The 25645-nt window shown below is 64.6% G+C and carries 22 protein-coding genes and 1 tRNA gene; 8 read left to right on the forward strand and 15 right to left on the reverse strand.

The features are described 5' to 3' along the window. Nucleotides 1–34: 34 nt before the first annotated feature. Nucleotides 35–1255: a ubiquinone biosynthesis hydroxylase gene (locus tag AB7F49_RS03370; protein ID WP_428520318.1), complete on the forward strand. Its 1221-nt coding sequence runs from the start codon at nucleotides 35–37 to the stop codon at nucleotides 1253–1255. A gap of 65 nt (nucleotides 1256–1320) precedes the next feature. Here AB7F49_RS03370 and AB7F49_RS03375 read toward each other — a convergent pair whose 3' ends face one another. The 6 genes from AB7F49_RS03375 to AB7F49_RS03400 all read right to left on the reverse strand — a co-directional run bounded on the left by AB7F49_RS03375 (nucleotide 1321) and on the right by AB7F49_RS03400 (nucleotide 5534). After that, entirely contained in the window at nucleotides 1321–2295 is a 975-nt protein-coding gene (locus tag AB7F49_RS03375; protein ID WP_428520320.1) for an alpha/beta hydrolase family protein, read from the reverse strand. Nucleotides 2296–2308: 13 nt separating this feature from the next. Next, entirely contained in the window at nucleotides 2309–2932 is a 624-nt protein-coding gene (locus AB7F49_RS03380; RefSeq protein ID WP_428520322.1) for a glutathione S-transferase family protein, read from the reverse strand. A gap of 35 nt (nucleotides 2933–2967) precedes the next feature. Next, nucleotides 2968–3192, reverse strand: a complete 225-nt coding sequence (locus tag AB7F49_RS03385; RefSeq protein WP_428520324.1) for a Trm112 family protein — start codon at nucleotides 3190–3192, stop codon at nucleotides 2968–2970. A 65-nt stretch (nucleotides 3193–3257) separates the two neighbouring features. Continuing rightward, nucleotides 3258–3932 carry an LON peptidase substrate-binding domain-containing protein gene (locus AB7F49_RS03390; RefSeq protein ID WP_428520326.1) on the reverse strand — a complete coding sequence of 225 codons (675 nt, stop codon included), beginning with the start codon at nucleotides 3930–3932 and terminating at the stop codon, nucleotides 3258–3260. A gap of 69 nt (nucleotides 3933–4001) precedes the next feature. Further along, nucleotides 4002–4925 carry a tetratricopeptide repeat protein gene (locus tag AB7F49_RS03395; RefSeq protein ID WP_428520328.1) on the reverse strand — a complete coding sequence of 308 codons (924 nt, stop codon included), beginning with the start codon at nucleotides 4923–4925 and terminating at the stop codon, nucleotides 4002–4004. A 102-nt stretch (nucleotides 4926–5027) separates the two neighbouring features. Beyond that, nucleotides 5028–5534, reverse strand: a complete 507-nt coding sequence (locus tag AB7F49_RS03400) for a prolyl-tRNA synthetase associated domain-containing protein (RefSeq protein WP_428520330.1) — start codon at nucleotides 5532–5534, stop codon at nucleotides 5028–5030. 212 nt (nucleotides 5535–5746) lie between these two features. Between AB7F49_RS03400 and AB7F49_RS03405 the strand changes: the two genes are divergently transcribed. Next, a tRNA-Gly gene (locus tag AB7F49_RS03405) sits at nucleotides 5747–5821 on the forward strand. A gap of 259 nt (nucleotides 5822–6080) precedes the next feature. Here the strand turns inward: AB7F49_RS03405 and AB7F49_RS03410 are convergent. Next, nucleotides 6081–7301, reverse strand: a complete 1221-nt coding sequence (locus tag AB7F49_RS03410) for a sensor histidine kinase (protein ID WP_428520332.1) — start codon at nucleotides 7299–7301, stop codon at nucleotides 6081–6083. A gap of 408 nt (nucleotides 7302–7709) precedes the next feature. Here AB7F49_RS03410 and AB7F49_RS03415 point away from each other — a divergent pair, with 408 nt between their 5' ends. Genes AB7F49_RS03415 through AB7F49_RS03425 form a run of 3 tightly spaced genes read left to right on the forward strand, consistent with a single transcriptional unit; the run spans nucleotide 7710 to nucleotide 9772 of the window. Next, nucleotides 7710–8342 carry a LemA family protein gene (locus AB7F49_RS03415; RefSeq protein ID WP_428520334.1) on the forward strand — a complete coding sequence of 211 codons (633 nt, stop codon included), beginning with the start codon at nucleotides 7710–7712 and terminating at the stop codon, nucleotides 8340–8342. Between the two features lie 15 nt (nucleotides 8343–8357). Beyond that, nucleotides 8358–9161: a TPM domain-containing protein gene (locus AB7F49_RS03420; protein ID WP_428520336.1), complete on the forward strand. Its 804-nt coding sequence runs from the start codon at nucleotides 8358–8360 to the stop codon at nucleotides 9159–9161. Next, nucleotides 9161–9772: a TPM domain-containing protein gene (locus AB7F49_RS03425; protein WP_428520338.1), complete on the forward strand. Its 612-nt coding sequence runs from the start codon at nucleotides 9161–9163 to the stop codon at nucleotides 9770–9772. Before AB7F49_RS03420 ends, AB7F49_RS03425 begins: the two co-directional genes overlap by 1 nt. Before the next feature lie 33 nt (nucleotides 9773–9805). Here the strand turns inward: AB7F49_RS03425 and ggt are convergent, their stop codons facing one another. From ggt to AB7F49_RS03445, 4 genes are all read right to left on the reverse strand, one after another. Continuing rightward, nucleotides 9806–11530 (reverse strand): gamma-glutamyltransferase, encoded by a 1725-nt coding sequence (gene ggt / locus AB7F49_RS03430; protein WP_428520340.1) that lies wholly within the window; start codon nucleotides 11528–11530, stop codon nucleotides 9806–9808. 66 nt (nucleotides 11531–11596) lie between these two features. After that, complete coding sequence (locus AB7F49_RS03435) at nucleotides 11597–11917, reverse strand: addiction module antidote protein (protein WP_428520342.1); 321 nt, start codon at nucleotides 11915–11917, stop codon at nucleotides 11597–11599. Nucleotide 11918: 1 nt separating this feature from the next. Further along, nucleotides 11919–12206: a type II toxin-antitoxin system RelE/ParE family toxin gene (locus AB7F49_RS03440; RefSeq protein ID WP_428520344.1), complete on the reverse strand. Its 288-nt coding sequence runs from the start codon at nucleotides 12204–12206 to the stop codon at nucleotides 11919–11921. Between the two features lie 68 nt (nucleotides 12207–12274). Next, nucleotides 12275–12829, reverse strand: coding sequence for a peroxidase-related enzyme (locus AB7F49_RS03445; RefSeq protein WP_428520469.1), 555 nt, complete (start codon nucleotides 12827–12829; stop codon nucleotides 12275–12277). A gap of 316 nt (nucleotides 12830–13145) precedes the next feature. Here AB7F49_RS03445 and AB7F49_RS03450 point away from each other — a divergent pair, with 316 nt between their 5' ends. Continuing rightward, nucleotides 13146–17987 (forward strand): NAD-glutamate dehydrogenase, encoded by a 4842-nt coding sequence (locus AB7F49_RS03450; RefSeq protein ID WP_428520346.1) that lies wholly within the window; start codon nucleotides 13146–13148, stop codon nucleotides 17985–17987. A gap of 27 nt (nucleotides 17988–18014) precedes the next feature. Here AB7F49_RS03450 and AB7F49_RS03455 read toward each other — a convergent pair whose 3' ends face one another. Both AB7F49_RS03455 and AB7F49_RS03460 read right to left on the reverse strand, forming a co-directional pair. Then, a complete protein-coding gene (locus tag AB7F49_RS03455; protein WP_428520348.1) occupies nucleotides 18015–18752 on the reverse strand; it encodes a GntR family transcriptional regulator in 738 nt (245 codons plus the stop codon). A gap of 160 nt (nucleotides 18753–18912) precedes the next feature. Next, a complete protein-coding gene (locus tag AB7F49_RS03460) occupies nucleotides 18913–19827 on the reverse strand; it encodes an SMP-30/gluconolactonase/LRE family protein (protein WP_428520350.1) in 915 nt (304 codons plus the stop codon). Nucleotides 19828–20127: 300 nt separating this feature from the next. Here AB7F49_RS03460 and AB7F49_RS03465 point away from each other — a divergent pair, with 300 nt between their 5' ends. Both AB7F49_RS03465 and AB7F49_RS03470 read left to right on the forward strand, forming a co-directional pair. Continuing rightward, nucleotides 20128–20682: a carboxymuconolactone decarboxylase family protein gene (locus AB7F49_RS03465; protein ID WP_428520352.1), complete on the forward strand. Its 555-nt coding sequence runs from the start codon at nucleotides 20128–20130 to the stop codon at nucleotides 20680–20682. A 65-nt stretch (nucleotides 20683–20747) separates the two neighbouring features. Continuing rightward, nucleotides 20748–21713 (forward strand): Bug family tripartite tricarboxylate transporter substrate binding protein, encoded by a 966-nt coding sequence (locus AB7F49_RS03470; RefSeq protein ID WP_428520354.1) that lies wholly within the window; start codon nucleotides 20748–20750, stop codon nucleotides 21711–21713. 48 nt (nucleotides 21714–21761) lie between these two features. Here the strand turns inward: AB7F49_RS03470 and purH are convergent, their stop codons facing one another. Continuing rightward, entirely contained in the window at nucleotides 21762–23348 is a 1587-nt protein-coding gene (gene purH / locus AB7F49_RS03475; protein ID WP_428520356.1) for a bifunctional phosphoribosylaminoimidazolecarboxamide formyltransferase/IMP cyclohydrolase, read from the reverse strand. A 166-nt stretch (nucleotides 23349–23514) separates the two neighbouring features. Continuing rightward, entirely contained in the window at nucleotides 23515–25290 is a 1776-nt protein-coding gene (locus AB7F49_RS03480) for a heparinase II/III family protein (protein ID WP_428520358.1), read from the reverse strand. Nucleotides 25291–25645: the final 355 nt, after the last annotated feature.

A 25645-nucleotide genomic window follows, 5' to 3' on the forward strand; every position in this document is an offset into this window, starting at 1 on the left:
CGGCTCGCGCCCCGGAATGACGTAGCAGGTTCCCATGGCGGACGGCAAAATCGATATCCTGATCGCGGGCGGTGGCTTTGCCGGGCTCTCGCTCGCCATCGCATTGCGACAGGGCTCGGGCGGCGCGCTTTCGGTTGCGCTCGCCGATCCGGCGATGGATCGGGCGTCCGGCGATCCGCGCGCCTCTGCAATCGCAGCGGCAGCCCGCCGGCTGTTCGAGACCGTCGGCGTCTGGCCCGCGATCGCCGAGGGCGCGCAGCCGATTCTCGACATGGTGGTGACCGATTCCAGGCTCGATCACGCCATGAGGCCGACCTTTCTGACCTTCGACGGCGAGATCGCGCCGGGTGAACCCTTCGCGCACATGATCGAGAACGGTCCGATGATCGCGGCCCTGCTCGACAAGGCGCGCGAGGAGGGCGTGGACCTGAGGCCGCTGGCAGTCGGGCAATTCGTCAACGAACCCGCACGCGTGACTGCGCGCCTCTCTGACGGCGGTGTGCTTTCGGCGCGCCTTCTTGTTGCCGCGGACGGCGCGCGATCGGTCATCCGCGAGCAGGCCGGGATCGCGATTCATGGCTGGGACTATGACCAGGCCGGCATCGTGACGACGATTGCCCATGAACGCGATCACAACGGCCGCGCCGAGGAGCATTTCCTTCCCGCCGGTCCGTTTGCGATCTTGCCGCTGAAAGGCAAGCGCTCGTCCATCGTCTGGACCGAAAGCAAGGCGGAAGCCGCACGGCTGGTGGCGTTGCCCGATGCGGAGTTTCTCGCCGAACTCGAACAGCGCTTCGGCCTGCATCTCGGCGATCTGGCGATTGCCGGCCCGCGTCGCGCCTTTCCGCTTGGCCTTCACGTTGCGCGGAGTTTCATTGCCGAGCGCATTGCCCTCATCGGCGATGCCGCGCATGTGATCCATCCGATCGCAGGGCAGGGCCTCAATATGGGCCTGCGCGACGCCGCGGCGTTGGCCGAATCCGTGATCGACGGCGCGCGGCTCGGAATCGATGTCGGTGCGGTTTCGGTGCTGGAGCGCTATCAGCGCTGGCGCCGCTTCGACACCATGGCGATGGGGGTTGCGACCGACAGCCTGAACCGGCTGTTCTCCAACAATTCCGACGTGCTGCGGCTGGTGCGCGATGTCGGGCTCGGTCTCGTCGATCGGATGCCGAACCTGAAGGATTTTTTCATCCGCGAGGCGGCGGGGCTGACCGGCGATGTGCCGAAGCTCCTCAAGGGCGAGGCGCTGTAGCGCGGCAGCCGCGGGCGATCTATTTCAGCCGACGTTGCACGCGCGCCTGAAATTGCGGCTGAAGCTTACGGCGTCACCGAGCTGATGAACTCCACCATGCGCGGCATCAGAGCCGGATCGAGCGGCGCCGACGGATTGCTGTAAAGCGCGCGATTGCCGTCGAGGTCGGCGGGTGAGACTTTCAACGTGTGATTGGCTTCCGGCAATATCAGGATCTGCGCATCCTTGCGGCCGTTGCGAAGTGCGTCGAAATCGGCCTGACCAACCTGCAGATCGCGTCCGGCATGCACGAGCAGCGCCGGGACTTTCGACTGCGCAAGCGCCGCCGCCGGATCGAAATTGCCGATCGAGATCAGGAATGGTTGCGCCGACGGACGAAAAAGCGCCGCAAGCGGCGGCGGCAGATCGTCGACCCGTTTGCCGGCGGCAAGCGAGTCCATGATCGCATCGCTGCGCGCCTCGAGGTCGGGCGGCAGCCTTCCTTTCAGCTGCGCACGCAGCAGCGCGAGATAGGTGCGCCCCGACGTGGTGAGCAGCACCAGCCCCGCGACGGGAACACGTTGGGCCGCCGCGAGCGCGATCATCCCGCCTTCGCTGTGGCCCGCGATCACGACCGACGCCACGCCGGGCCGTGACTGCAGGCTCTGCAGCGCCGTGATCGCGTCGGTGACGAAATGATCAAACACCACATCGTCTTCGCGCGACGCCAGCGCGCGGCTCTCGGCAATGCCGCGCTTGTCGTACCGCAGCGACACGATTCCGTTCGACGCAAGCCCCGCAGCGAGAAGCCTGTAGCTGTCGGTGTTGAGGAAGGGTTTGCTGCCGTCGGGATTGGGCGGCCCGTTGCCGTTTCGGTCGGTTGGGCCGGACCCGGCGATGATCAGCACCGCCGGCCCGCGCGCCGGCTTCCCGGGCCTTGCGATGGTGCCGTGCAGACCGCCCTCAGACCAGGGTTCTTCGATCATCTGAGCCGGCGTTTCAGCCGCGGTGCACAAGCTGACCAGCGTGATGACAAGGGACAGAACATGGCTGCGCGTCATTGCCCGGTCGGGCTCAGCTCAGCGGGATCGAGCCGACGTGGTCCTGAAACGCCGGCCGCTTCTCGACCGCGGCATACCAGCGTTCGAGATGCGGCATGTCGGGCCGCTCGGGACAGAGCTGGCGGAAACGATAGGCCATGACGCCGACCGGAATGTCGCCCATGGAAAAGCGATCACCCGCGACATAGGCCGTGCGCGCAAGCTGCGCATCGAGCATTTTCATCGCCGCAATGGTCTTGCGCTGCGATTCGGTGATCGCGGCCATGTCACGCTTTTCGGCCGGGGTGCGGATCAGGCCCCAGAAGGCGTGGAAGATGGCGGGACCGACCACCGTCAATTGCCAGTCCATCCACTGACCGGCACGCGCGATCTGCTTTTGGTCCGACGGCTCCAGCGTGCCGGCGCCATAGACCCGCGCCAGATAGCGCACGATCGAATTGGATTCCCACAGGATGAAGTCACCCTCTACGAGGGTCGGGATCAGCCCGTTCGGATTCATCGCGAGATAATCCGGCTCGTTGTTCTTGCCGAACGCGCCGCCGACGTCGAGGCGTTCGTGCTTGAGATTGAGTTCGCCGATCGCCCACATCGCCTTCTGCACATTCGAAGACGTGTTGCGGCCGTAGATTTTCAGCATGCGATGCAGCCCCCTTGAGTCGATATCGCCGACGATCAGTCCAGCCGCCGCGCCTCTTCCGCCAGCATGATCGGAATTCCGTCACGGATCGGATAGGCAAGTTTGGCGCTGCGCGAGATCAGCTCCTGCCGCTCTGGATCGTATTCCAGCACCGCCTTGGTCAGCGGGCAGACAAGAATCTCAAGTAGCTTGGGATCGACCTTGTCGCCGGTGGCTTTGTCGCCTGCTGCTTTCTCGCCTGCTGCATTGTCGTCGGACATGGCTCTATCCTGTTCGTCATTCCGCCGGGGCCGCCGTTGCGCGTCGAAGACGCGTGCAAGCGAACCTATTGCAACGGCGTATCGCCGTCGATGCTGTTCTTGGCAAGCTCGATTTCGGTGACGGCGATCAGGATTTCCGCGCGCGTCTTCAGGTCCGGTGCTTCCAGCAGCGCCTGCTTCTCGGCCGGCCCGTAGGGCGACATCATCGCGAGTGCATTGACCAGCGCCTCGTTCGGAGCCTTCTCGATCCCGTCCCAGTCGGCCTTCAGGTTGTTGGCGTTCAGGAAATCGGTGAGTGCGCGCAGCAGCGACTTGCGGTCGACCTCGTCTTCGCCCTTGCGCGCGGTGAAGTCGTCGATGAAGGGCGCATAGGTGACGTGGCATTGGCGATACGGCGTCGCGACGTCAATCTCGTCCTCGACGCGATATCGCGCGACGCCGGTGAGCTGCAGCAGGTAGCGGCCGTCACCGCTCTCCGCGATCTGGGTGATGCGGCCGACGCAGCCGACCTTGAACAGGTTTGGCCGCTCTTCCGGACCCGGATGGCCGCTGTCCGGCTGGATCATGCCGATCAGCCGGTGACGCGAGGCCAGCGCGTCGTCGATCATGGCGAGATAGCGCGGTTCGAAAATGTTGAGCGGCATCTGGCCGCGCGGCAGCAGCAGGGCGCCGGGCAGCGGAAAGACCGGTATGACCGCCGGAAGATCCGCCGGTCCGTGATAGATCGCATTCATGGGCATCGCCGCACTCCGCCCTTCGCGATGAAGCATTCTCGATCGTTCAGGCGCATCCCGGACGTTCGAAGGTCGTCACGCGAACAGCACCGATGACAGCCGCTTTCGTCCATCCAGTGTCGCCTCGTCGGTCGGACCCCAGGCATCGAACAGCTGGACCAGCTGCTTGCGCGCGCCGTCATCGTTCCACTTGCGGTCACGCTTGACGATCTCGATCAGCTGGTCGACCGCGCCCTCGCGGTTGCCCTTGGCGTTGAGCGCGAGCGCCAGATCGAAACGCGCCTGATGATCCTTCGGATCGGCTGCGACCCTGGCTTCGAGATCGGCGACCGGTCCGATATCCTTGGTCTGCTCGGCGAGTTCGATCGCCGCGCGCGCGGCGGCGACGGCGGTGTCGTTACGCTTGGTCTCCGGCACCATCTCCAGCGTCTTCTTGGCCTGCTCGACATTGCCGGTGCCGACATAGCAGCGTGCGAGCCCGGCCATCGCCGCGATGCTGTTGGAATCCTGTTGCAGCACGTGCGCATAGAGCTCGGCCGCGCCGGCATAATCCTTCTCGGCCAGCGCCGCATCGGCCGCGGCGAGCGCATCCTTCTCTTCGCCGCCGACGCGATCCTTGATCAGCCGCTCGACGAATTCGGTGATCTGCTTCTCCGGCAGCGCGCCGAGAAATCCGTCGATCGGCTGGCCGTTGACGAAGGCGAGCACCGCGGGAATCGACTGGATTCCCATCTGCTGGGAGATCTGCTGGAAGATCGGCGGGTGCTCGTCGATATTCATCTTGACGAGCTTGGCCTTGCCCTTGGCGGCCTTGACCACCTTTTCGAGGACCGGCGTGAGCTGCTTGCAGGGACCGCACCAGGGCGCCCAGAAGTCCACCAGCACCGGACGGACCTTGCTCTCCTCGATCACGTCCTTGACGAAGGACTGGGTGGTGGTGTCTGCGATGACATCCGCGCCGGGCGCGGCGGCCGGCGCCTCGCCGAAATTCTGTAACATTGTCAGCAATCCTCGCGGGGCCCGGGGCTCAAACCCCGGCGCCCGGTGACCCGGTTCTGTCAGGCCCATTACATGGCACGGAACCCGCCAATTGCAATGCGTTCATGGGTCCGCCCCGTCCGAGACCGGCCGGATCATGGGCGCGTGTCCGGTGGCGGCGGCGAAGGTCAGCAGGTGGTCGCGGGCGATCGAGGTGGTCATGGTATTGACCAGCGGGTGGAAGTTGAGGAGCGGGCGCTCCATCATCGCGGCGTCGAAAACCGGGGTGACGCGGCGATCCCGGTCGTTGATCAGCGCGAACGGGGTGACCGATCCCGGCTCCACGCCCAGGGCCTCGCGCAAGAGCCCGGCCGAGCCGAAGGATAGCCGTCCACAGCCGAGCAGGCGGGGCAGCGCCTTCAGATCGACCCGCGAATCCTCCAGAAGCACGATCAGGTAGAGCGTGCCGCGGGTGTCCTTGAGGAACAGATTCTTGCTGTGCCCGCCTGGAACCCGGTCCCGCAGCGACAGTGATTGCTCCACCGTGAACAGCGGGGCATGGGAGACGGTCGGGTGCGGGATTCCGAGGCGGTCGAGGAAGGCGAACAGGTCATCGGGACTGGCGGGCATTTGTGTTCGTCGTTGCAGGACGGCCCCAACGGGTCCGCGATTCCGGCCTCTCGCCTTGTGGCGCGCCCCGGAAATGACCAAAGCGGGCGCCACAATCAACCCCATCCGGCCCATCCGGCGATATTTCCGCCCTTGCAGTTGCAATGGCGGGGGCCATTTGGCATACGAAGGCCCCGGCGCCCGGACCGTTACCCGCGGGCGCCTGAACGGATGCGGGTGTAGCTCAGGGGTAGAGCACGACCTTGCCAAGGTCGGGGTCGAGGGTTCGAATCCCTTCGCCCGCTCCAATCTCACCAGTGTCCAGCCCGGACACATCGGTAACAGACCGTACCCAAGACATGGGTGACAACCTCGTGCCGAACGGGTTGTCGATGGGTTGCAGGGTTTTCGCTTCAGGTCGAAATATCCGAAATCGTAGCGCATGAAGCCTGCGAGCCGGAGATGCCGTCGTCGACCTCCCTGCTTCCGAGGCGCTGACCGGCCAGCACGGTCGAGACGTTGGTGCTGGCGTCGTCGAGCTCGCCGCTTCAAGTTCGCAGTCGGGGCTCAGGCCCGCAGCTCGAACCAAAACGTACTGCCGTGGGGCGTGCGAGGATCAACACCGATCGCGCCCTCGTGAGCCTCAATGGCGAGCTTGCAAAAAGCCAGACCGAGCCCCGCAGAACGGTACGCTCGTGCCCGGCGATTCTGGATGGTCACAAACTTCTCGAAGATTTTTTCTCTGGCTTCCTCAGGAACGCCATCACCCTCGTCCTGCACTTCAACCCTGACAAGGCCATCGCGTTTCGAGATCGAAATACGCACGTGGCTGCCTGCGGGAGTGTGCTTGATGGCATTGCCGACCAGGTTTTCCAGAATCCTGCGAATGATGGCGCCGTCGCAGGTTGCTTCCGCCGGCCCGGCGCTTTCGACATCGATTTCCCGCTCGCGAGCGATTTCTCGCAAGCTTGTCCGCACCTCGTCGGCTATCCGGGTCAGATCGCACCGCACCCGATCGACGGGCATTTTTCCGGCCTCGAGGCGACTCACGTCCAGCAAATCATTGATCATCTGATTGAGCACGCCCACTGAGACGATCGCCGTTCGCAAATACTCCTTGGGTTTGTCGTCGCTGAGCATTGCAACAGGACGCTGCAACATGCTGAGGCGCATCAAAAGTACCGATCGCGGCGACCTCATATCGTGGACGATCATATGGACAAGATCGTCGCGCAACTGTTCCAGTGTGCGCAGCTCGGCGGTACGGCTTGCGACGAGGGCCTCGAGATGTTCGTGGTGTCTGCGCACCTCGAGGTAGGTGACCAGCATCTCCGTAAAAGATTCGAGTAATGCGCGTTCTTCTGCAAGGAAGGGGCCTTCCGCGAATGTGGGTCGCTCCGCGAGATAGGCGACTTCGACAAGCCCGGTGCCTTCGGTGGTCGTGAATGTAGCCGATTGTTTCCATTGTGAATCGCGCCAGCCCGGGGTGGATACCTCGACATCTCCATAGATGATGCGCGCTTCGCAGCATTCGGGGTATTGCCAGGCGGGAGGCAAAAGCCCGACGAGATGATTCAGCAGTTCACTGTTCAAGGGACGATCACGCTGCAGAAGGCGCGCCGTAGCGTGCAGCAGCCCGAGCTCCTTCACGCGCTCTCCCAGGCGATGGACAAGGTGCTCTCTGTCGCGTCTGGCTTTGTAGGTCCCGAGCGCGAAACCACCCACAGCGCAGACACCCAAGATGCAGACAGCCAACACGACACCGGCGACATGGGTGAAAGGCTCCAACCCCTCCGGCAGCGGGAGGGGGACTGCACCAACAGCCGCTTCTGGCCACGCCAAGGCCTGCATAGTTGGGCGCGGCAAGGTCTCGGAACTGCCGCTCCCGGAACTATACAAGTCTCGGCCGATTCAAGTCTATCGGGGGCGGTGCTGTCGGCGGCTCAGTCTTGTACGATGTTTGCGTGAAGGACAGTCGATACCTCCCGCGAAACTGATATGCGCAACCGATGCGGTGGCGGGTGGCCTTGTCGATCCTCTCCGCAACCCCGACGGGCCTCGGTCCCGCGACCTTCGTGGCGAAGCTCGTGTTTTTGACGAATTGAATGGCCACCTTGCTTCTTGCAACGGGAACTTCCCGGCATGATATGCGTTCAGGAGCGCCCGCCCGGGCGCTCTCGCTTGCCGGAGGCCGCCATGACCGCGCATGCCACTGACCTTGCCACCGACCTTGCCCCGTCGCGTACCCGCCTTGCGTTGCCTTTCCTTGCGGTGCTGCTCGCGCTGTTCGTGTCGGGCTGCGGCATCAACAACATCCCCACGCTGGAAGAGCAGGCCAAGGCGAAATGGGCGGACGTGCAGAACAATTATCAGCGCCGCGCCGACCTGATCCCGAACCTGGTCGAGACCGTGAAGGGTTACGCCAAGCAGGAAAAGGACGTGCTGGAAGCGGTGATCAATGCGCGCGCCCGCGCCACCCAGATCCAGGTCAACGCCAACACCGTGACCGACCCCGAAACCTTCCGGAAATTCCAGGAGGCGCAGGCGCAATTGTCCGGCGCGCTCGGCCGGCTGATCGCGACGGTGGAGAATTATCCCGACCTGAAGTCGAACCAGAATTTCCTCGCGCTGCAATCGCAGCTCGAAGGCACCGAGAACCGCATCGCGATCGCGCGGCGCGACTATATCGAGGCGGTGCGCGCCTATAACACCGAGCTGCGCACCTGGCCCGGCATCATCTGGGCCAGCACGGTCTATCGCAGCCACAAGCCGATGGAGACCTTCGCCGCCACCGCGGGCTCGGACAAGCCGCCGCCCGTGAAGTTCTGATAGAGCGGCCGCGCGATGCGGCTTCGCGCCATCCTCGCGACGCTTGCGTTCGCCGTTCTTGCGACGGCGGCGCTGGCGCAATCGCTCACCTTCCCCGAACTGACCGGCCGCGTCGTCGACGAGGCCGGCATTCTCGACGCCGCCACACGCCAGCAGCTCGAAAAGCTCTCGGCCGATCTCGAAGCCAAGACGACGGACCAGCTTGTCGTCGTCACGCTGAAGTCTTTGCAGGGCGCCTCGATCGAGGATTACGGCTATCAGCTCGGCCGCAAGTGGCAGATCGGGCAGAAGGACAGGAATAACGGCGTGGTGCTGATCGTTGCGCCGAACGATCGCCGCGTGCGCATCGAAGTGGGCTACGGGCTCGAACCCACACTGACCGATGCGATTTCCAGCGTCATCATCCAGGGCTCGATCCTGCCGCGCTTTCGCGCCGGCGATTTCGCCGGCGGGGTCCGCCGCGGCGCCGAGGACATCGCGCAGGTGCTGTCCGGCGATGCCGCGGAGATTCAGGAGCGCGCGGCGCAGCGCCAGGCGGCGGCGCGCGGCCTGACTACCGGGGAATTGCTGATTCTCGCTTTCTGGATATTCGTCGCGTTCATGATCATCAGCAATGTGGTCGCCAGCATGCGCGGTCGGCGCGGCGGCATCGCGCCCGGCCAGGTCCGCCGCACCCGCGACTGGGCCGGCCCGGTGGTCATCGGCGGAGGCCGTTCGTCCGGAGGCGGCTGGAGCGGCGGCGGCTCATGGAGCGGGGGCGGCGGCTTTTCCGGGGGTGGCGGTTCGTTCGGCGGCGGCGGCTCGTCGGGGAGCTGGTGATGCTGATTTCCGATGACGACAAGAAGCGGATTTCGGCGACCATCGCCGCGGCAGAGCGGACAACCGCCGGGGAAATCTTCTGCGTGATCGCGCGCCAATCGGGCGACTATCGGCTGGTGCCGATCGTATGGGCCGCGTTTGCGGCGCTGCTGCTGCCGTTTCCGCTGATCCTGCTCACCACCATGACGGCGCACTGGATCTATATCGCGCAGCTCGCGCTGTTCGTTGTCGCGGCGCTCCTGCTGTCGATCCCCGCCATCCGCTTCCACATCGTGCCGCGACGGCGCATGCAGGAGCAGGCGCACGCCGAAGCCGTGCGGCAGTTTCTGGCGCAGGGCCTGCACAAGACCGAAAATCGCACCGGCGTGCTGATCTTCGCGTCGGAAGCGGAGCATTATGCCGAGGTCATCGCCGACGAAGGCGTCGACGCCAAGGTGCCGCAGCAGGTCTGGGACGATGCGGTGGCTGTCCTGATTGCGGGAATTGCGGACGGGCGTCCCGCCGACGGTTTCGTCGCCGCGGTCGAACGCTGCGGCGCGGTGCTGGCGCAGCATTTTCCGCCCGGTGCGCTCAACCGCAACGAACTGCCCGACAAGCTGATCGAGATTTGATCTTCGCGTGAATGTGCCGGCGATTCGAGAGGCTCAATACCCCACCGCCACTGCGCCCCTTGTCCGCGTATCCGCCGCGCCGGCGAATCCGTCCTTGGTGATCAGGATCGAGTTGGCCGAGGTGTTCGGCACCCGCGTCGCGATCGTGTGGCCGCGTTCCTCCAGTCCCTTCAGCGTCTCCTCCGGATAGGTCTTCTCGGCGAACACCTGGTCCGGCAGCCATTGATGATGGATGCGCGGGGCGGACACGGCCTCCGCCACATCCATTCCGTGATCCAGCACGTTGCTGATGATCTGCAGCACGGTGGTGATGATGCGGCTGCCGCCGGGTGAGCCGGTGACCAGATACGGCTTGCCGTCCTTCAACACGATGGTCGGTGTCATCGACGACAGCGGACGCTTGCGCGGCGCCGGTTCGTTGGCGGTCGCTCCGACCAGACCGAAGGCATTCGGCACGCCGGGCTTCGCCGCGAAATCGTCCAGCTCGTTGTTGAGCAGCACGCCGGTGCCTTCGGCGATCAGCCCGTTGCCGTAGCTCAGATTGAGCGTGTAGGTGTTGGCGACCGCATTGCCGAACCGGTCGACCACGGAAAAATGCGTGGTGTTGTCGCCTTCGGCCGCCACCGGGTCGCCGTTGCGGATCTCGGACGATGGCGTGGCGCGCTCGCCGATATTCTTGCTGACGATGCGCGCATAGCGCTTTGAGGTGAGTCCGCGCACCGGCACGCGCACGAAATCCGGATCGCCGAGATAGACGGCCCGGTCGGCATAGGCGCGCCGCATCGCCTCGATCATCAGATGCACGGTCTCGACGCTGGTTGGGCCGGTGTTCTTCAGGTCATAGGGCTCGAGGATGTTCAGCATCTCGATCAGATGGGTGCCGCCGGAGGAGGGCGGTGGCATCGACACGATGCCGTAGCCGCGATAGGTGCCGGTGACCGGCCGGCGTTCCTTCACGCGATATTTCCTGAAATCAGCCGCGGTCATCACGCCGCCGGCTTCGCGCACGGCGCTCGCGATCTTTTCGGCGATTTCTCCGTCGTAAAAGGCATGCGGCCCGGCCTTCGCGATCATCTCCAGCGTGTTGGCAAGATCGGTCTGCACCAGCCGGTCGCCTTCGCCATAGGACGAGCCGTCGGGCTTGAGCATCACCTTCACCGAGGAGGGCCAGCGCGCGAACAATGGCTTCGCCGCGACCATGGTGTCGGCGAGATCGCCCGTCACCACGAAACCCTCACGCGCGAGCCTGATCGACGGCGCGAGCAGTTGCGCGAGCGTGAATTTTCCCGACCCGAATTTTCGGTGCGCCAGTGCCAGTCCCGCCACCGTTCCCGGCACGCCGATGCCCAGACCCGAGGCCAGCGATTTCTGCGGATCGGCATTGCCGGCCGCGTCGAGAAAGCTGTCCTTGCGGATCGCGCCCGGCGCCATCTCGCGGTAGTCGATGGTGATCGCCTTGCGTGGCCTGGCGAGCCAGATCACCATGAATCCGCCACCGCCGATATTGCCGGCGCGCGGATAGGTCACCGCCAGCGCAAAGCCGGTTGCGACCGCTGCATCGATTGCGTTGCCGCCGGCTTTCAGAATGTCGACACCGATCTGCGCCGCCACCGCCTCCTGCGCGACCACCATGCCGTTTCTGGCGGTGACGGCCTGTGCGCGCGGAGCTTCCGACAGCGGCTTGTCGTGGACCGGGCCTTCCTGCGCAAGCGCGGGGAAAGCGAAGAGGGCGATGAGGAAAGCAAGAACTCGGATCATTGTACTGAACTGATGGTTTTTTCGCTCGCAACGTCGCGGAGAGGAAAAGCGGTCGGCCTGGCTCGATCAACGCGTGGCAGCTTGCCGCTGACGGGGGCGTGCCTTCGCCGGTGCGGCCTTGAGCTTGACGCCAAGAGCCTTCGTAAGCCCAAGCAGCGTGGACAGTTTCGGATCGCCATCCTCGCTCAATGCTTTGTAGAGCGCTTCACGCGTCACACCCGCCTCGCGCGCAACCGCCGTCATTCCTCTGGCGCGCGCGACCACACCAAGCGCTTGCCTGATGTATCCCGCATCTCCGCTGTCGAACGCATCGGACAACAATTCAGCCTGCGATTGCGCATCGTCGAGATATTCCGCCGCATCGAACGGTTTCGTCCTGATGGCCATGTCAAAGCTCCCTGGCCATCTCGATGGCCTTCCTGATATCCCGTTTCTGCGATGACTTGTCGCCGCCGCAAAGCAGAATGACGAGGGTTGCACCGCGCCGGACGAAATAGATGCGATAGCCGGGGCCATGGTCGATCCGGAACTCGCCGATGCCCTCAAAGAATCTTACATCGCCCAGAAGGCCCGCTTGAATTCGTACGATTCTCTGAGCGATGCGCTTGGCCGCACGAATGTCGGCCAGAGATTTCAGCCAGGCTTCGAACTCCGCCGTCTGGCGCACCTCGATCATCTGTGAACTATAGTTAACAGATGTGATTTGGTCAACACACGCTTGTACGCGCCCCTCTAGTCTAGACTTTACCGCGCTGTCCCGTGATAGATGCGGTTCGGTCGCATGTCGGTCGCGGTCGCGACCCGGTTCGACATGTTGAAGAACCCGGCAATTGCGGCAATATCCCAGATGGCCCGGTCGCTGAAACCCGCGCGCCGCAACCCCTCGCGATCGTGATCCTCGACCGCCCACGGTTCATTGGTCAGTTTCACCGCGAAATCGAGCATGGCGCGTTGCCGCTTCGAGAGCCGTGCGGCGCGGTAATTCATGACCATGAGCTCGCCAAGTGGCGGGTCGCCGGAGAGCTGGCGGACGGCTGCGCCATGGGCGACCAGACAGTAATAGCATCGGTTCTGGGACGACACCGCGACCGCGATCATCTCGCGTTCCAGCTTGCTCAGGGCCGACGGCCCCAGCATCAGATCGTTGTACATCGCGACGAAGGCTTCGAGCTTTGTCATGTCGAAGGCATAGGCCTTCAGCACATTCGGGATGAATCCAAGCTTCTCCATGCATTTGTCGAAATAAGCCTGCATCGATTCGCTGAGCTGGGGCCGCGGAAGGGACAGCGCCACGAACACGGTGTCGTCGTCGGCGGCCGAGGAAAGCGGGGCCGCCTTGAACGCCGTCTTGGATTTGTCATCGCGCGATGGTTTGGTCTGCGCGGCCCGTACGGGTATATTGCCCGCCCGCGGGCTGTTTCGGTCGGGTATTTTCCGTGTTCTCGCCACGCCTGCTGCTCCCTGCAATCGAGCCCGTAGCGTATCGTTCGTCGCGACCGGGCGTCATCCAGGATTGCATGTTGCGGCGCAGCACGCATGACCAGGTCGCCGCCCGTCCGCGACCTCGACGCAGGATCGCGGGTGGGCGACACTCATGCGACGAGAGGCCAAATCCATGAATATCCAGAAGCCGCCCGTCACCGCACCTGAGCGCTTGATCGGACAATTGGTCGAGCGAGCCGCGCAGATCCTGCGCACCGACGGCAGCGGCGTACCGGAAGGTTTTGCCGCGCGGCTGTTCGGTCACGCGTCGGCCGAAGACCTCTCGGTCTATACGCCGGAAGAGATCGCGGGCTTTGCCGCGCAGGCCTATGCCTTTCTGGCGCAGCGCCGGCCGGGCGCGCCCAGCATTCGCATCTATGTCCCGCAGGATGCGCCCGAGGGCGGGCAAAGCCGTTCGGTCTCGGTGCTTGAAATCGTCAACGACGACATGCCGTTTCTGGTAGATTCGGTGATGGGCGAACTGACGGCCCGTCACGCCCATGTGCGGCTGATCGTGCACCCGATCTTCGCGGTTGCCCGGGACGCTGCCGGGCGCATCGAGCAGGTATCGGCGGAGGAGCCCGCGCGCGATGAAGTCCGGCGCGAAAGCTTCATGCATGTCCATCTCGATCGCATCGATGACGTCGCCGCGCAGAACACACTGATCCTCGGCCTCGAACAGGTTCTCTCGGATGTGACGGCTGCGGTGCATGACTGGCGGCCGATGCTGGCGCATGTCGGCGATCTCATCGCCGGCATGAAGGCCAGTCCGCCGCCGCTGCCGGAGGCCGAACGGACCGAGGCGGTCGAGTTCATGGAATGGCTGGTCGCCGACAATTTCACGTTTCTCGGCATTCGCGAATATCGGGTCACGGGGCCGGGCCGCGATCCTGTCCTGGTTCCGGATTCAGGGCTCGGCGTACTGCGCCGCGCGGATGCGCAGGAACTGAAAGGGCGCGCCGGACAGGACGTCATCAACAGCGCCCTGCACGCGTTTTACGCCGAGCCGACCGCGCTGATGATCACCAAGGCGAGCCTGCGCTCGCGCGTGCATCGCCGCGTGTTCATGGACATGGTCAGCGTCAAGCGCTTCGATGCCAACGGCAATGTGTCCGGCGAACTCCGCATCGTCGGACTGTTCACCTCCACCGCCTATACCCGCTCGACCCGGTCCATCCCGTATCTGCGCAGGAAGGTGGATGCGCTGCTGAAACGCGCGCGCTTCAGCCCGTCGGGTCATTCCGGCAAGGCATTGGTCAACGCGCTCGAAACCTATCCGCGCGACGACCTGTTCCGCATCGACGACGATCTGCTGTTCGAATTCGCGATGCTGATCCTGCAGCTCGGAGAGCGACCGCGCGTGCGCGTGCTGGCGCGCCGCGACCGCTTCGATCGCTTCATGTCGGTGCTGGTCTATCTGCCGCGGGCCCGTTCCTCGAACGATGTGGTGGAGGCGGTCGGAGAGCTGCTCGCCGCGCGCTACAAGGGTCACGTCAGCGGACTGAGCCTGTTCTTTCCGGAAGGACCGCTGATGCGGGCGCATTTCATCATCGGCCGCTCCGCCGAGCCGATCGACGACCCCGAGCGATCCGAGCTGGAAGCCGGTGTCTCCGAAATCGTGCGCACCTGGGTCGACGCACTCGGTGAGCAGCTCGCACAGGCCCATGATCCTGACCGCGCGCGCAAGCTTTTCGAGCGCTACCGCAAGGCGTTCAGCGCCAGCTTCCGCGACCGCTTTTCGCCGGAAACCGCGCTCGACAATATCCGCACCATCGAAGGGCTGTCGGCGGACCGCCCGCTGAGCGTCGACTTCCATCTGCGTCCCGGCACCGAAAGTCATGTCATCGGGCTGAAGGTCTGGAGCTATGGCGGCGCCATCCCGCTCTCCAGCCGGGTGCCGATGCTGGAGAATATGGGCTTCAAGGTGGTCGCCGAACGGACCTACGAGGTCCGGCCGGGCACGCCGTCGGATACCCATGTCTGGATGCACGACATGACGCTCGAAAGCGCGGACCGCGCCCCGATCGATGTCGGCGCGCTGCAATTATCCCTGGAGAGCTGCTTCCTGATGGTGATGCGCGGCATCGCCGAGAATGACGGCTATAACGCGCTGGTTCTGAAGGCCGGACTGCAATGGCGCGACATCGTTCTGATCCGCTCGGTCTCGCGCTTCCTGCGCCAGGTGCGGCTGCCGTTCTCGCAAGACTACATGTGGGCGACCCTGCGCGCTCATCCGGCGATCGCTTCGAAGATCGTGGAACTGTTTCATGCGCGCTTCGATCCGCGCGCGGAAGCGGACATCGCCCGCAAGGTGCGGCAGACCGAAATCGTTGCCGAGATCGAGGCCGCGCTCGAAAACGTGCCCTCGCTCGACGAGGACCGCATCCTGCGCCATTTCGTCAATGCCGTGCAGTCGGCGATCCGCACGAATTTCTACCAGATCGGTGACGACGGCCGTCCGAAACAGCAGATCGCGATCAAGTACGAGAGCGGCAAGCTGACCACGCTGCCGGCGCCGCGTCCTCTCTATGAGATCTTCGTCTATTCGCCGCGGGTCGAGGGCGTGCATCTGCGGTTCGGCAAGGTGGCGCGCGGCGGCATCCGCTGGTCCGACCGGCCGCAGGATTTCCGCACCGAAGTGCTCGGGCTGGTCAAGGCACAGCAGGTCAAGAATGCGGTGATCGTGCCGGTCGGCGCCAAGGGCGGCTTCGTGCCGAAGCATCTGCCGGTCGGCGGCGCGCGCGAAGCCATCGCCGCGGAGGGCATCGCCGCCTACAAGCTGTTCATCGGTTCGCTGCTCGACGTCACCGACAATCTGTCGCCGGATGGAGCGGTGGTGCCGCCGGACAATGTGGTGCGCCACGATGCCGACGACCCCTATCTCGTGGTCGCCGCCGACAAGGGCACCGCCACCTTCTCCGACACCGCCAACGACATCTCGATCTCGCGCAATTTCTGGCTGGGCGATGCCTTCGCCTCCGGCGGATCGGCGGGATACGACCACAAGAAGATGGGCATCACCGCCCGCGGCGCCTGGGAGGCGGTGAAGCGGCATTTCCGCGAAATGGACGTCGATATCGGCGTGACGCCGTTCACCGTGATCGGCGTCGGCGACATGTCGGGCGACGTGTTCGGCAACGGCATGCTGCGCGAAACCACGATCAAGCTGGTCGCGGCGTTCGATCATCGCGATATCTTCATCGATCCCGAGCCCGATCCGGCGAAGAGCTTCGCCGAGCGACAGCGGCTGTTCGACCTGCCGCGTTCGAGCTGGCAGGATTACGACAAGGCGCTGGTCTCCGAGGGCGGCGGCGTGTTCCCGCGTTCGCTGAAGGAAATTCCGCTCTCCGCCGAAATGAAGACGCTGTTGAACCTGACCGCCGACAAGGCGACGCCGGCACAGGTGATGAGCGCGATCCTGAAGGCCGACGCCGACCTCCTGTTCTTCGGCGGCATTGGCACCTATGTGCGCGCATCAGGCGAAACCGACGAGCAGGTCGGCGACCGCGCCAACGACGCGATCCGCGTCGTCGGCTCGGACCTGAATTGCAAGGTGATCGGCGAGGGCGCCAATCTCGGCATGACCCAGCGCGGCCGCATCGAGGCGGCGCATAACGGCGTGCGGCTCAATACCGATGCGATCGACAATTCCGCAGGCGTCAACACATCCGACGTCGAGGTGAATATCAAGATCGCGCTTGGCGGTCTGGTGCAAACCGGCGCGCTGAAACTGCCTGACCGCGATGCGCTGCTGTTTGGCATGACCGACGAGGTCGCGGCGCTGGTGCTGCGCAACAATTATCTGCAGACCCTTGCGATCTCGCTTGCCGAGCGCAGCGGCCTGGACGATCTGGCGTCGCGCCAGCGTCTGATGCAGACGCTTGAAGCGCGGGGCTTGCTGGACCGCGGCGTCGAGTTTCTTCCCGACGATGTCGAAATCGCCGAGCGCCGCCGCAGGGGTCAGGCGCTGACGCGGCCGGAGCTTGCGGTGCTGCTGGCCTATGCCAAGCTCACCCTGAGCAGCGACCTGGACGAGACCTCGGTGCCGGACGATCCGTATCTCGGCAAGGAATTGTTCCGGTATTTCCCGGCCGAGCTGTCACGGCGTTATCCGGACGCGCTCGAAAACCACCGCCTGCGGCGCGATATCATCGCCACGCAGCTGACCAATTCGATCATCAATCGCGGCGGTCCGTCGCTGGTGGCGCGCCTGACCGACGAGACCGGCGCTTCGGCCGATCGCATCGCCCGTGCGTTCGCCGCGGTGCGGGACAGCTATGGCATGACCGAACTGAACGGCCAGATCGATGCGCTCGACAACAAGATTCCGGGCGCGTTGCAGCTCGATCTGTATGCGGCAGTGAAGCGCCTGATGATCGACCGCATGGTCTGGTTCATCCGCAATGTCGATCTCGATCAGGGCCTGATGGGAATCGTCGACCACTACAAGGCCGGGATCCGGGCGGTGGCGCGCGCGCTGGAGGCGGCGCCGGGCGATGACGCTGCGCTGGCGCGCGACGGCCGCGCCAACGAAATGACCCGCTCGGGCGTGCCGGAGCGGCTTGCCAAACGCATCGCAAGCCTTCCGGCGCTGACGGTGGCGCCCGACATCGTGCTGGTCGCCGACAAGACCGGCCGTGACGTGACCGACGTGGCACGCACCTTCCTTGCGGTGGTGCGCTATTTCCGGCTGGAGCGTGTTGTCGATGCGGCACGCCAGATCGAGGCGACGGATTATTTCGACCGTCTCGCGCTCGACCGGGCGCGCGATTCTCTGGGCCGCGCGGCGCGCCAGCTCACCGCCGAGGTGCTCAAGGGCGGCGCCGGTGCCGAGGCGGTCGACGAATGGGTCAGGCCGCGCGCGGGCGAGGTCGAACGGATCCGCAAATCCATGCACGAGATCGCCGATACCGGACTGACGCTGTCGAAGCTTGCGGTGGCGGCGAGTCTGCTGGGCGATCTCGCGGGGCGGTGATCGCGAGGCAGCCGAGCCGGGCGCCGCTCAGGGCTGGCGCTTGAACTCGAACGAATAGGTGTAGCGGGACGCCGGATGCACGGCGACGGTGGTCTCGAATTCCTCGCCCCTCGCATTCGCGTAGCGACGGGTCACCGTCAGGGACGGTGTCGCCGGCTTGACATCGAGCAGCTTGGCGATGTTGCGCTTGATGCTCGACGACGAGATTTCGATCACCGTCTTCTCCGCGCGCTCTCCGAATACTTCCCTGATCTGGTCGGAGACCAGTGTGAACTCGTGATGCGGATGGTTCACGATGGTGGCGTATTGCGGAAGGATGTAGATGTCGGTGTAGCACAGCGGCACCGATGAACCGACCGCATAGCGCAACGCCCGGATGCGGAAGCGCCGCTCGCCGACCGGGCATTTCAGCAGCGCCGCAAGCTCGGCATTTGCTTCAACATAACCGGTGCCGATGGTCTTGCGGACCGTGCCTTCCGGATAGTTCAGGAGCTTCTGCATCGACGGCACGGATTGCACGAAATGCTCGCTCGGCTTGGTTGCCGCCACGATGGTGCCGATCCGCGGCCGTCGCGCGACCAGCCCCTCTTCGGTCAGCACGCGCATCGCTTCCCGAACGGAGTAGCGGCTGGCGCCGAACTGCCGGCACATTTCGTCTTCCGTCGGCATCCGCGCGCCGAGCGGAAACACGCCTTGCAGGATTTGCCCGCGCAACTCCATCGAGATTCGCTGCGGGTCGGATCGCTCGCTCGACCTGTTCCTCATTCCTCACCGCGTCGGCACAGAGCGGAACGCTGCCGGCCTCGACTGTCGCCGGACCGGCAGGCTCAGGAGCTTCATGCGCGTTCGCCATTGGCGTGTCGAGTCCGCAAAACGGACCGTGCGGCCCTGCCAGCGCCCGGGGCACTAGGCCGGTTGTTCACGCCTATTGATGCGAGAACAGCACCTTGCCGGGGAACGGCACCCGCGCGGTCTGGATGGTTCCGGTATCGGCCTCGGTCAGGTAGGCGGTGCGGTTGTCGGCGCCTCCGAAGGCGATATTGGTGATGTGATGACCCTCGGCGCTCTTGATGAAATGCGTCGGGCGGCCGTGATCGTCGAACCGCCAGACGCCGAGGCTGACGTGGCAGACATAGAGCCCGCCTTCCGCGTCCATGGCCATGCCGTCGGGTCCGGCATGTCCGCCGGAGAGCTGGATGAAGGTGCCGACCTTCGACACGCTGCCATCGGCCATCATCGGCGCGCGCCACACCGCGTTCTGCCGGGTCACCGCGACCAGCACGCGGTTCTCCGCGTTGTTGAGGACGATGCCGTTCGGGCTCGGCACGTTGCCAAGCAGCATGGTGAGCTGATCGCCGGACAGCCGGTACACGCGGCCGGTCGGATCGTGCATGCCGGTCTGGCCCTGATCGGTGAAATAGCAGTCGCCGTTGCTGGCGAAGATCAGATCGTTGAGACCCTTGAACGCTTCGCTGTTCCGCGAGCCGAGCAGCACGTCGATCTTGCCGCTTTTGGGGTCCACCACCAGCAGGCCCTTCTTGTAGCAGCAGACGAACAGCCGTCCGTCCTTGTGGATTTTCAGGCCATTCGGCCAGCCGTCATATTGTGCGACGAGGTCGCAGGCGCCCTTCGGTGACAGCCGGAAAATGCGCCCGAACGGAATGTCGACGAAGAACAGATTGCCCTCGCGGTCGAAGGACGGTCCCTCGAGAAACGAATCGAGTTCCGCGCCGAGGCGATTCGGGTCGGACCAGCTGGTGCGTCCTTTCTTCCTGAAGCTCGCGGGCAGTCTGAAGAAGGTCTCGGCCTGAATGATTTCAGGCTTGTCGAAAAAATACATGCGCTCGTCCGATCGTTGAAAGCCCAGTGATTGCGTGGCGCACCACTGCGGACGGATATCCATGCCGGTGCACGAAGGCAGACCTTATTTATTCGAATGAATACGGTCAAGATGTTGCCAGGCGTCTCGGAATTCCTCACGCCTGCGAAAGCGCCCGAGATGCAAAAGCCAAACAAAATATGAGAAATCGTGCTGTGCATCCAGGCGCGATTGACAATATTTATTCGAACAAATAGGCTTCACTGACCCACCCAAAGCGGCGCGCCGCGAGCCCAGACCACCTTGCCGGAAGGAACCGAAATGCGTTTGCCGGAACTGGCCCCCGAGAAGCTGACCGCGGATCAGCGCCGCGTCTACGACAACATCATGGCCAGTCCGCGCGGCGTGGTGATCGGCCCGCATCGCGTCTGGCTGCTCAGCCCGGCCATGGCCGACCGCGCCCAGGCGCTGGGAGAATTCTGCCGCTTCAAGAGCAGCCTGTCGCCGAATCTGTCCGAACTCGCGATCATCGTGATGGGCGCCTACTGGAAAGCCGGCTTCGAATGGTTTCACCACGCGCCGATCGCGATCAAGGCCGGTATTGATCCCGCGGCGGTCGAGGCGATCCGCACCGGTCGCGAGCCGGACCTGCCCGATCCCAAGGAGAATGTCGTCTATCGCTTCTCGCGCGAACTGATCACCGCGCATCGCGTGTCGAAGGCGACCTACGATCAGGCCATCACGCTGCTGGGCGATGTCGGCGTCGTCGATCTCGTCGCGGTGCTTGGCTATTACACGCTGATCTGCATGTCGATCAACGCATTCGAGATTCCGACCGACGACGGCAGCGATCCGTTCGCCGACCAGACCGCCTGAACCGGACGCGGAGTGTGAACCATTCCGGGCGGGTTGAACAAACACACAAAAAGGGAAACGCTCTCATGATTGGACGATTGCTGCTTGTTGCCGCGTCACTTCTCCTTGGGTTCAGCACCGTCGTCACCGCGCAGGATTATCCGACGCGGCCGGTGACGTTCATCGTGCCCTATCCCGCGGGCTCGAGCGGCGACGTTCTGGCGCGCGTGCTCGGCGACCGCCTTTCCGAAAAGCTCGGCAAGGGCATCGTCATCGACAATCGTCCCGGCGGCGCCGGCATCGCCGCCACCATCGCGGCGGCAAATGCCGCTCCCGACGGCTACACGATGCTGCTGACCGGCCTCAACCACACCTCGAATGTCGGCATGTTCAAGTCGCTGCCATACGACCCGGTCAAGAGCTTCACGCCGGTCACCCTGGTCGGCTCGGTGCCGGTGATCCTGGTCACCAACAAGAAGAGCGGAATCACGAGCTACGAAGACCTGGTCGCCAAGGCCAAGCAGAATCCCGGAAAGATCAATTTCGGTTCGGCCGGCTTCGGGACCGGCGGCCATCTCGCCACCGAATTGATGATGCAGCTCAACGGCATCAAGATGACCCACATCCCCTACAAGGGCGCGACACCGGCGCTCACCGACCTGCTCTCGGGTCAGATCGATGTGCTGTTCACGGGCGTTCCGCCGACGCTGGAACATATCCGGGCCGGGACCCTGGTGCCGCTGATCACCTCCAGCGCGGAGCGCGTTGCGGGGCTTCCGGAGGTTCGCACCGGTCGCGAAGCGGGCATGAAGGACTTTCTGGTCGATGTCTGGTTCGGCCTGCTCGCACCGGTCGGCACGCCCGCGCCGATCGTCGATCTGCTGAGCAAGCAGATTGTCGAGATTCTGGGCGATCCTTCCGTCCGGGCCAAGCTTGCCGTCCAGGGCGTGCTTCCGACGGCCGGCGGCCCGCAGGCGTTTCAGAAGCGGCTGCAATCCGACCTCGACACCTGGCCGAAGGTCATGCGCGAAGCGGGAATCAAGCCGCAATAGCAAGCGGATCGCGTCCTTCCTCTCCCCGCTCCGGCGGGGAGAGGTCCCTCAATGCCGGAAATGCCGCGTGCCGGTGAAAACCATGGCGATGCCGGCGTCATCGGCGGCCTTGATCACCTCGTCGTCGCGCATCGAGCCGCCCGGCTGGATCACCGCGGTCGCGCCGGCCTCGATCGCGACCAGCAGCCCGTCGGCGAACGGGAAGAACGCATCCGACGCCACCACCGAGCCTTTGGTCAGCGGCTCGGCGAGCCCCAATTCCTTCGCCGCATCCTGCGCCTTGCGCGCGGCGATGCGCGCGGAATCGATGCGGCTCATCTGGCCGGCGCCGATGCCGATTGTGGCACGATCCTTCGCATAGACGATGGTGTTGGACTTGACGTGCTTGGCCACCCGGAAGGCGAAGACGAGATCGCGCATCTCCTCGTCGGTCGGCGCGCGCTTCGTGACAGGTTGAATCGTCATGTCGTCGGCGACCGCGTTGTCGCGGCTCTGCACCAGAAGGCCGCCGGCAACCGATTTCACCAGCAAGCCCGGCGCGCGCGGATCGGGCAGGCCGCCGGCCAGCAGCAGCCGCAGGTTCTTCTTCGCGCCGACGATCGCGATCGCTTCGTCGGTTGCGTCCGGCGCCACGATCACCTCGGTGAAGATTTCGGTGATGATGCGCGCGGCCTCGGCGTCGAGCGTGCGGTTCAGCGCGACGATTCCGCCGAAGGCCGAGGTGGAATCGCAGGCCAGCGCCTTGCAATACGCTTGCTCCAGCGACGCGCCCTCCGCCACGCCGCACGGATTGGCATGCTTGACGATGACGCAGGCCGCACTGCGCGCCGGATCGAACTCGGCGACGCATTCATAGGCCGCGTCGGTGTCGTTGATGTTGTTGTAGGACAATTGCTTGCCCTGCACCTGCCGCGCGGTGGCGACACCAAAGCGCCGTTCGGGCGAGCGGTAGAAGGCCGCATTCTGATGCGGGTTCTCGCCATAGCGCAGTGCTTCCGCCAGTTTGCCGCCGAACGCACGCCAGGCCGGCGCCGGATCGCCGAGCTGCTCCGCAAACCAGTTCGAGATCGCGGCATCATAGGCGGCGGTGCGGGCATAGGCCTTGGCCGCGAGTTTGCGCCGGAAATCCAGCGTGGTGCCGCCGGCCTTCAATGCATCGAGCAGTCCCGGGTAATCCTCCGCATCGACGATCACCGCGACATCGTCGTGATTCTTCGCGGCAGCCCGGATCATGGCCGGCCCGCCGATGTCGATATTCTCGATACAGTCTTCGAAGTTCGCGCCCTTCGCCACCGTGGCCTCGAACGGGTACAGGCTCACCACCAGGAGATCGATCGGCTTGATGCCATGCGCGGCCATCGCGTTGGCGTGCTCGGAATTATCGCGGATCGCCAGCAGCCCGCCATGCACCTTGGGATGCAGCGTCTTCACCCGGCCGTCCATCATCTCCGGAAAGCCGGTGAGCTGCGACACGTCGACCACCGCGATGCCGGCATCCGCGATCGCTTTCGCGGTGCCGCCGGTGGAGACGATCTCGGCGCCGGCGGCGCTGAGCGCGCGCGCCAGGTCCATCAGGCCGGTCTTGTCGGACACCGAAATCAGCGCGCGTTCGATGCGGCGCGTGGAAGAGGTCATGGGTTGTTACCTGACGATATCTCTCCACGTCATGCCCGGCCTTGTGCCGGGCATCCACGGATTTCTCGCCTGCAGAATAAAAAGGCGTGGATGGCCGGGACACAAGGCGTCAACGACGCCGTCTTCGACGGCTTTTTCCCGGCCATGACGATCCAGGGTCGCGCTCTTACAGCGGCAATTCCGGCTCGTCCTTCTGCTTCTTCCTTCCGCCGCCGTCGCCGCTCTTGCGCGGCGTGGGCTGGCGCGGCGCATGCGTGAAGGTCCAGTGTACCCGGGGCACCTGACGGGCGCGGCCGTGGATCACCAGCTGCACCGTCCGGCGCGGGCCTTCCGAGCCGCCGAGATAGACGCTTTCCTCCAGCTCGACGCGGTCCTCGTGGCTGTCGAAGGTCCAGACGTCCTTGTTCGGCAGCACCAGCATCGCGCCGTGACCGTCGGACCTGCGGCTCGCCTTCACCGACGGGTGCAGATGGAAGCGGATGGCGAACTCGTCGAGTGCGCCGAGCGGCAGCATTTCGCCATGGGTCGGCATGAACACATCTTCGCCTTCCAGCTTGCTGCCGCCGGCGGTCAGCATCACCGCGCGCTGATGGATCACGCCGAATCGCCCGTAGCCGTCATGCGAGGCCCGCAGCACGAGAGAATCGCCGTGCTCGTTGCGCGAAAGCGCGACCCGCGAGGGCCCGTCGATGATCGGCACCCCGATCAGCTCGCGAAACGCGCCTTCCTCGCGAAACATGCAGGACGATGCATTGTTGAACGTCACGGTGGAATGCGCGGGCGTCGCACGCGCCACCTGCCGCCAGCTTTCCTTGTTGATCGACGGCACCCCGCAATTGACCACGATGCGCTGGCCGCCCGCGCAGAATTCGAAGGCGAGGCATCCGGCATGGGCCTCCTGGCTCACCGCCATCGGCGGCGGCGCGCCGGTATCCATCAGCACCAGCAGATTGTTCAGCCGCAGCCGCTGATAGCCCGAATGCGGCGCGTTCGAGACCGGTTCGCCGCGGACATCGTCATAGGCGAGGATGGTCGCGATCAGGTCGGTGGCGGTCGGCCCCATGCCGTTGAACAGCGCGAAACTGCCCTCGTCATGCCGGAAGAAGCGAAGCATCGGCATCATGCGGTCGATGGCGTTGAGCAAGGCCGGTGGCGGCGGCATGTTGCGGCTCGAAAACGCCTGCTTGAGCGGCAGCAGATCCAGCAGCAGCTCGATGATCACCCCGGGGTTGCGGCTGATATGGCCGCCGTCGGGAAGCACCTGCGCATCGAGTTCGTCGCTCAGCCGCTTGGCCGCGCCGCGGACATGCCGCTCCTGGCTCGCCATGCACAACGTCGCATACATCAGCGCGATGGTGACCTGAAGGTGCGGCGCGCCTTCGCGGGCTTCGGAAGCATTGTGGCGCAGAAACCGGACCTGACGGGTCAGGCTGCGCATGAAGCGGCGATAGAAGGCGGCATCGACATCCTGCAAGATCAGCGGCGCCTGGCTGATCCATGATATTACCCGGCGCGACAGCACATCGGAGCGCCAGGCGAGCACATGCCAGGAGCCCTGCAGCGAGATCCACTCGTCGACCAGCGCCCGCGCGTTGGCGCGCGTGATCGCGGAATCCGCGGCGCGCAGGTGGCGAAGCCAGCCGAAGCCGTAGACCTCGGCGGCCCATTCCTCGGACGGCGGATTGAGCTCGAATGCCGAGCGGCCGTCGCAGATCACCACCTTGCCGGCGAAGGCAAAGCGGCCCGAATAGATTTCGCTCGCGCGTGTGCCGTCGGCGGTCCGCAGATCCTGTGGCGCAAGAAGGAGGCGGTCGGACTTGCGCGGGATCAGCCGCCACGGCATCAGCGGCAGATTGTTGACGCGTCCGCTCGCGCGCCGCAGCCCGCGGCGCATCAGGATCAAGGACAGCCTGGTCCGCTCCCCGACCGTTACCCCCGCCATCGCCAACCCGATTCCCCTTCTTTGTGCCGCACCGAACGGACTGCTTACCATGTGCTGCGGATATCGAACGGCCTCATCCTGAGGAGCGCCGAAGGCGCGTCTCGAAGGATGTGGCCGCCCTCGTCCTTCGAGACGGCTGCTTCGCAGCCTCCTCAGGATGAGGGCGGGAAGCAACCCTATCCGACCCGGCTGATTCTTGCGTCCCCCGCGCCTTGCATTTCTGCATGACAAAAGCGGCGGACGCGAGGCGCCCGCCGCTGCCTTATTGGTTAACGATTTGAAGATGCGAGCTTTTCGGCTGTTCTCGGTCTTTACCCTCCCCCTTGTGGGGAGGGTCGCTCGACTGAGCGTCAGC

Source organism: Pseudorhodoplanes sp., assembly GCF_050250235.1.
Taxonomy (GTDB): Bacteria; Pseudomonadota; Alphaproteobacteria; order Rhizobiales; family Xanthobacteraceae; genus Pseudorhodoplanes.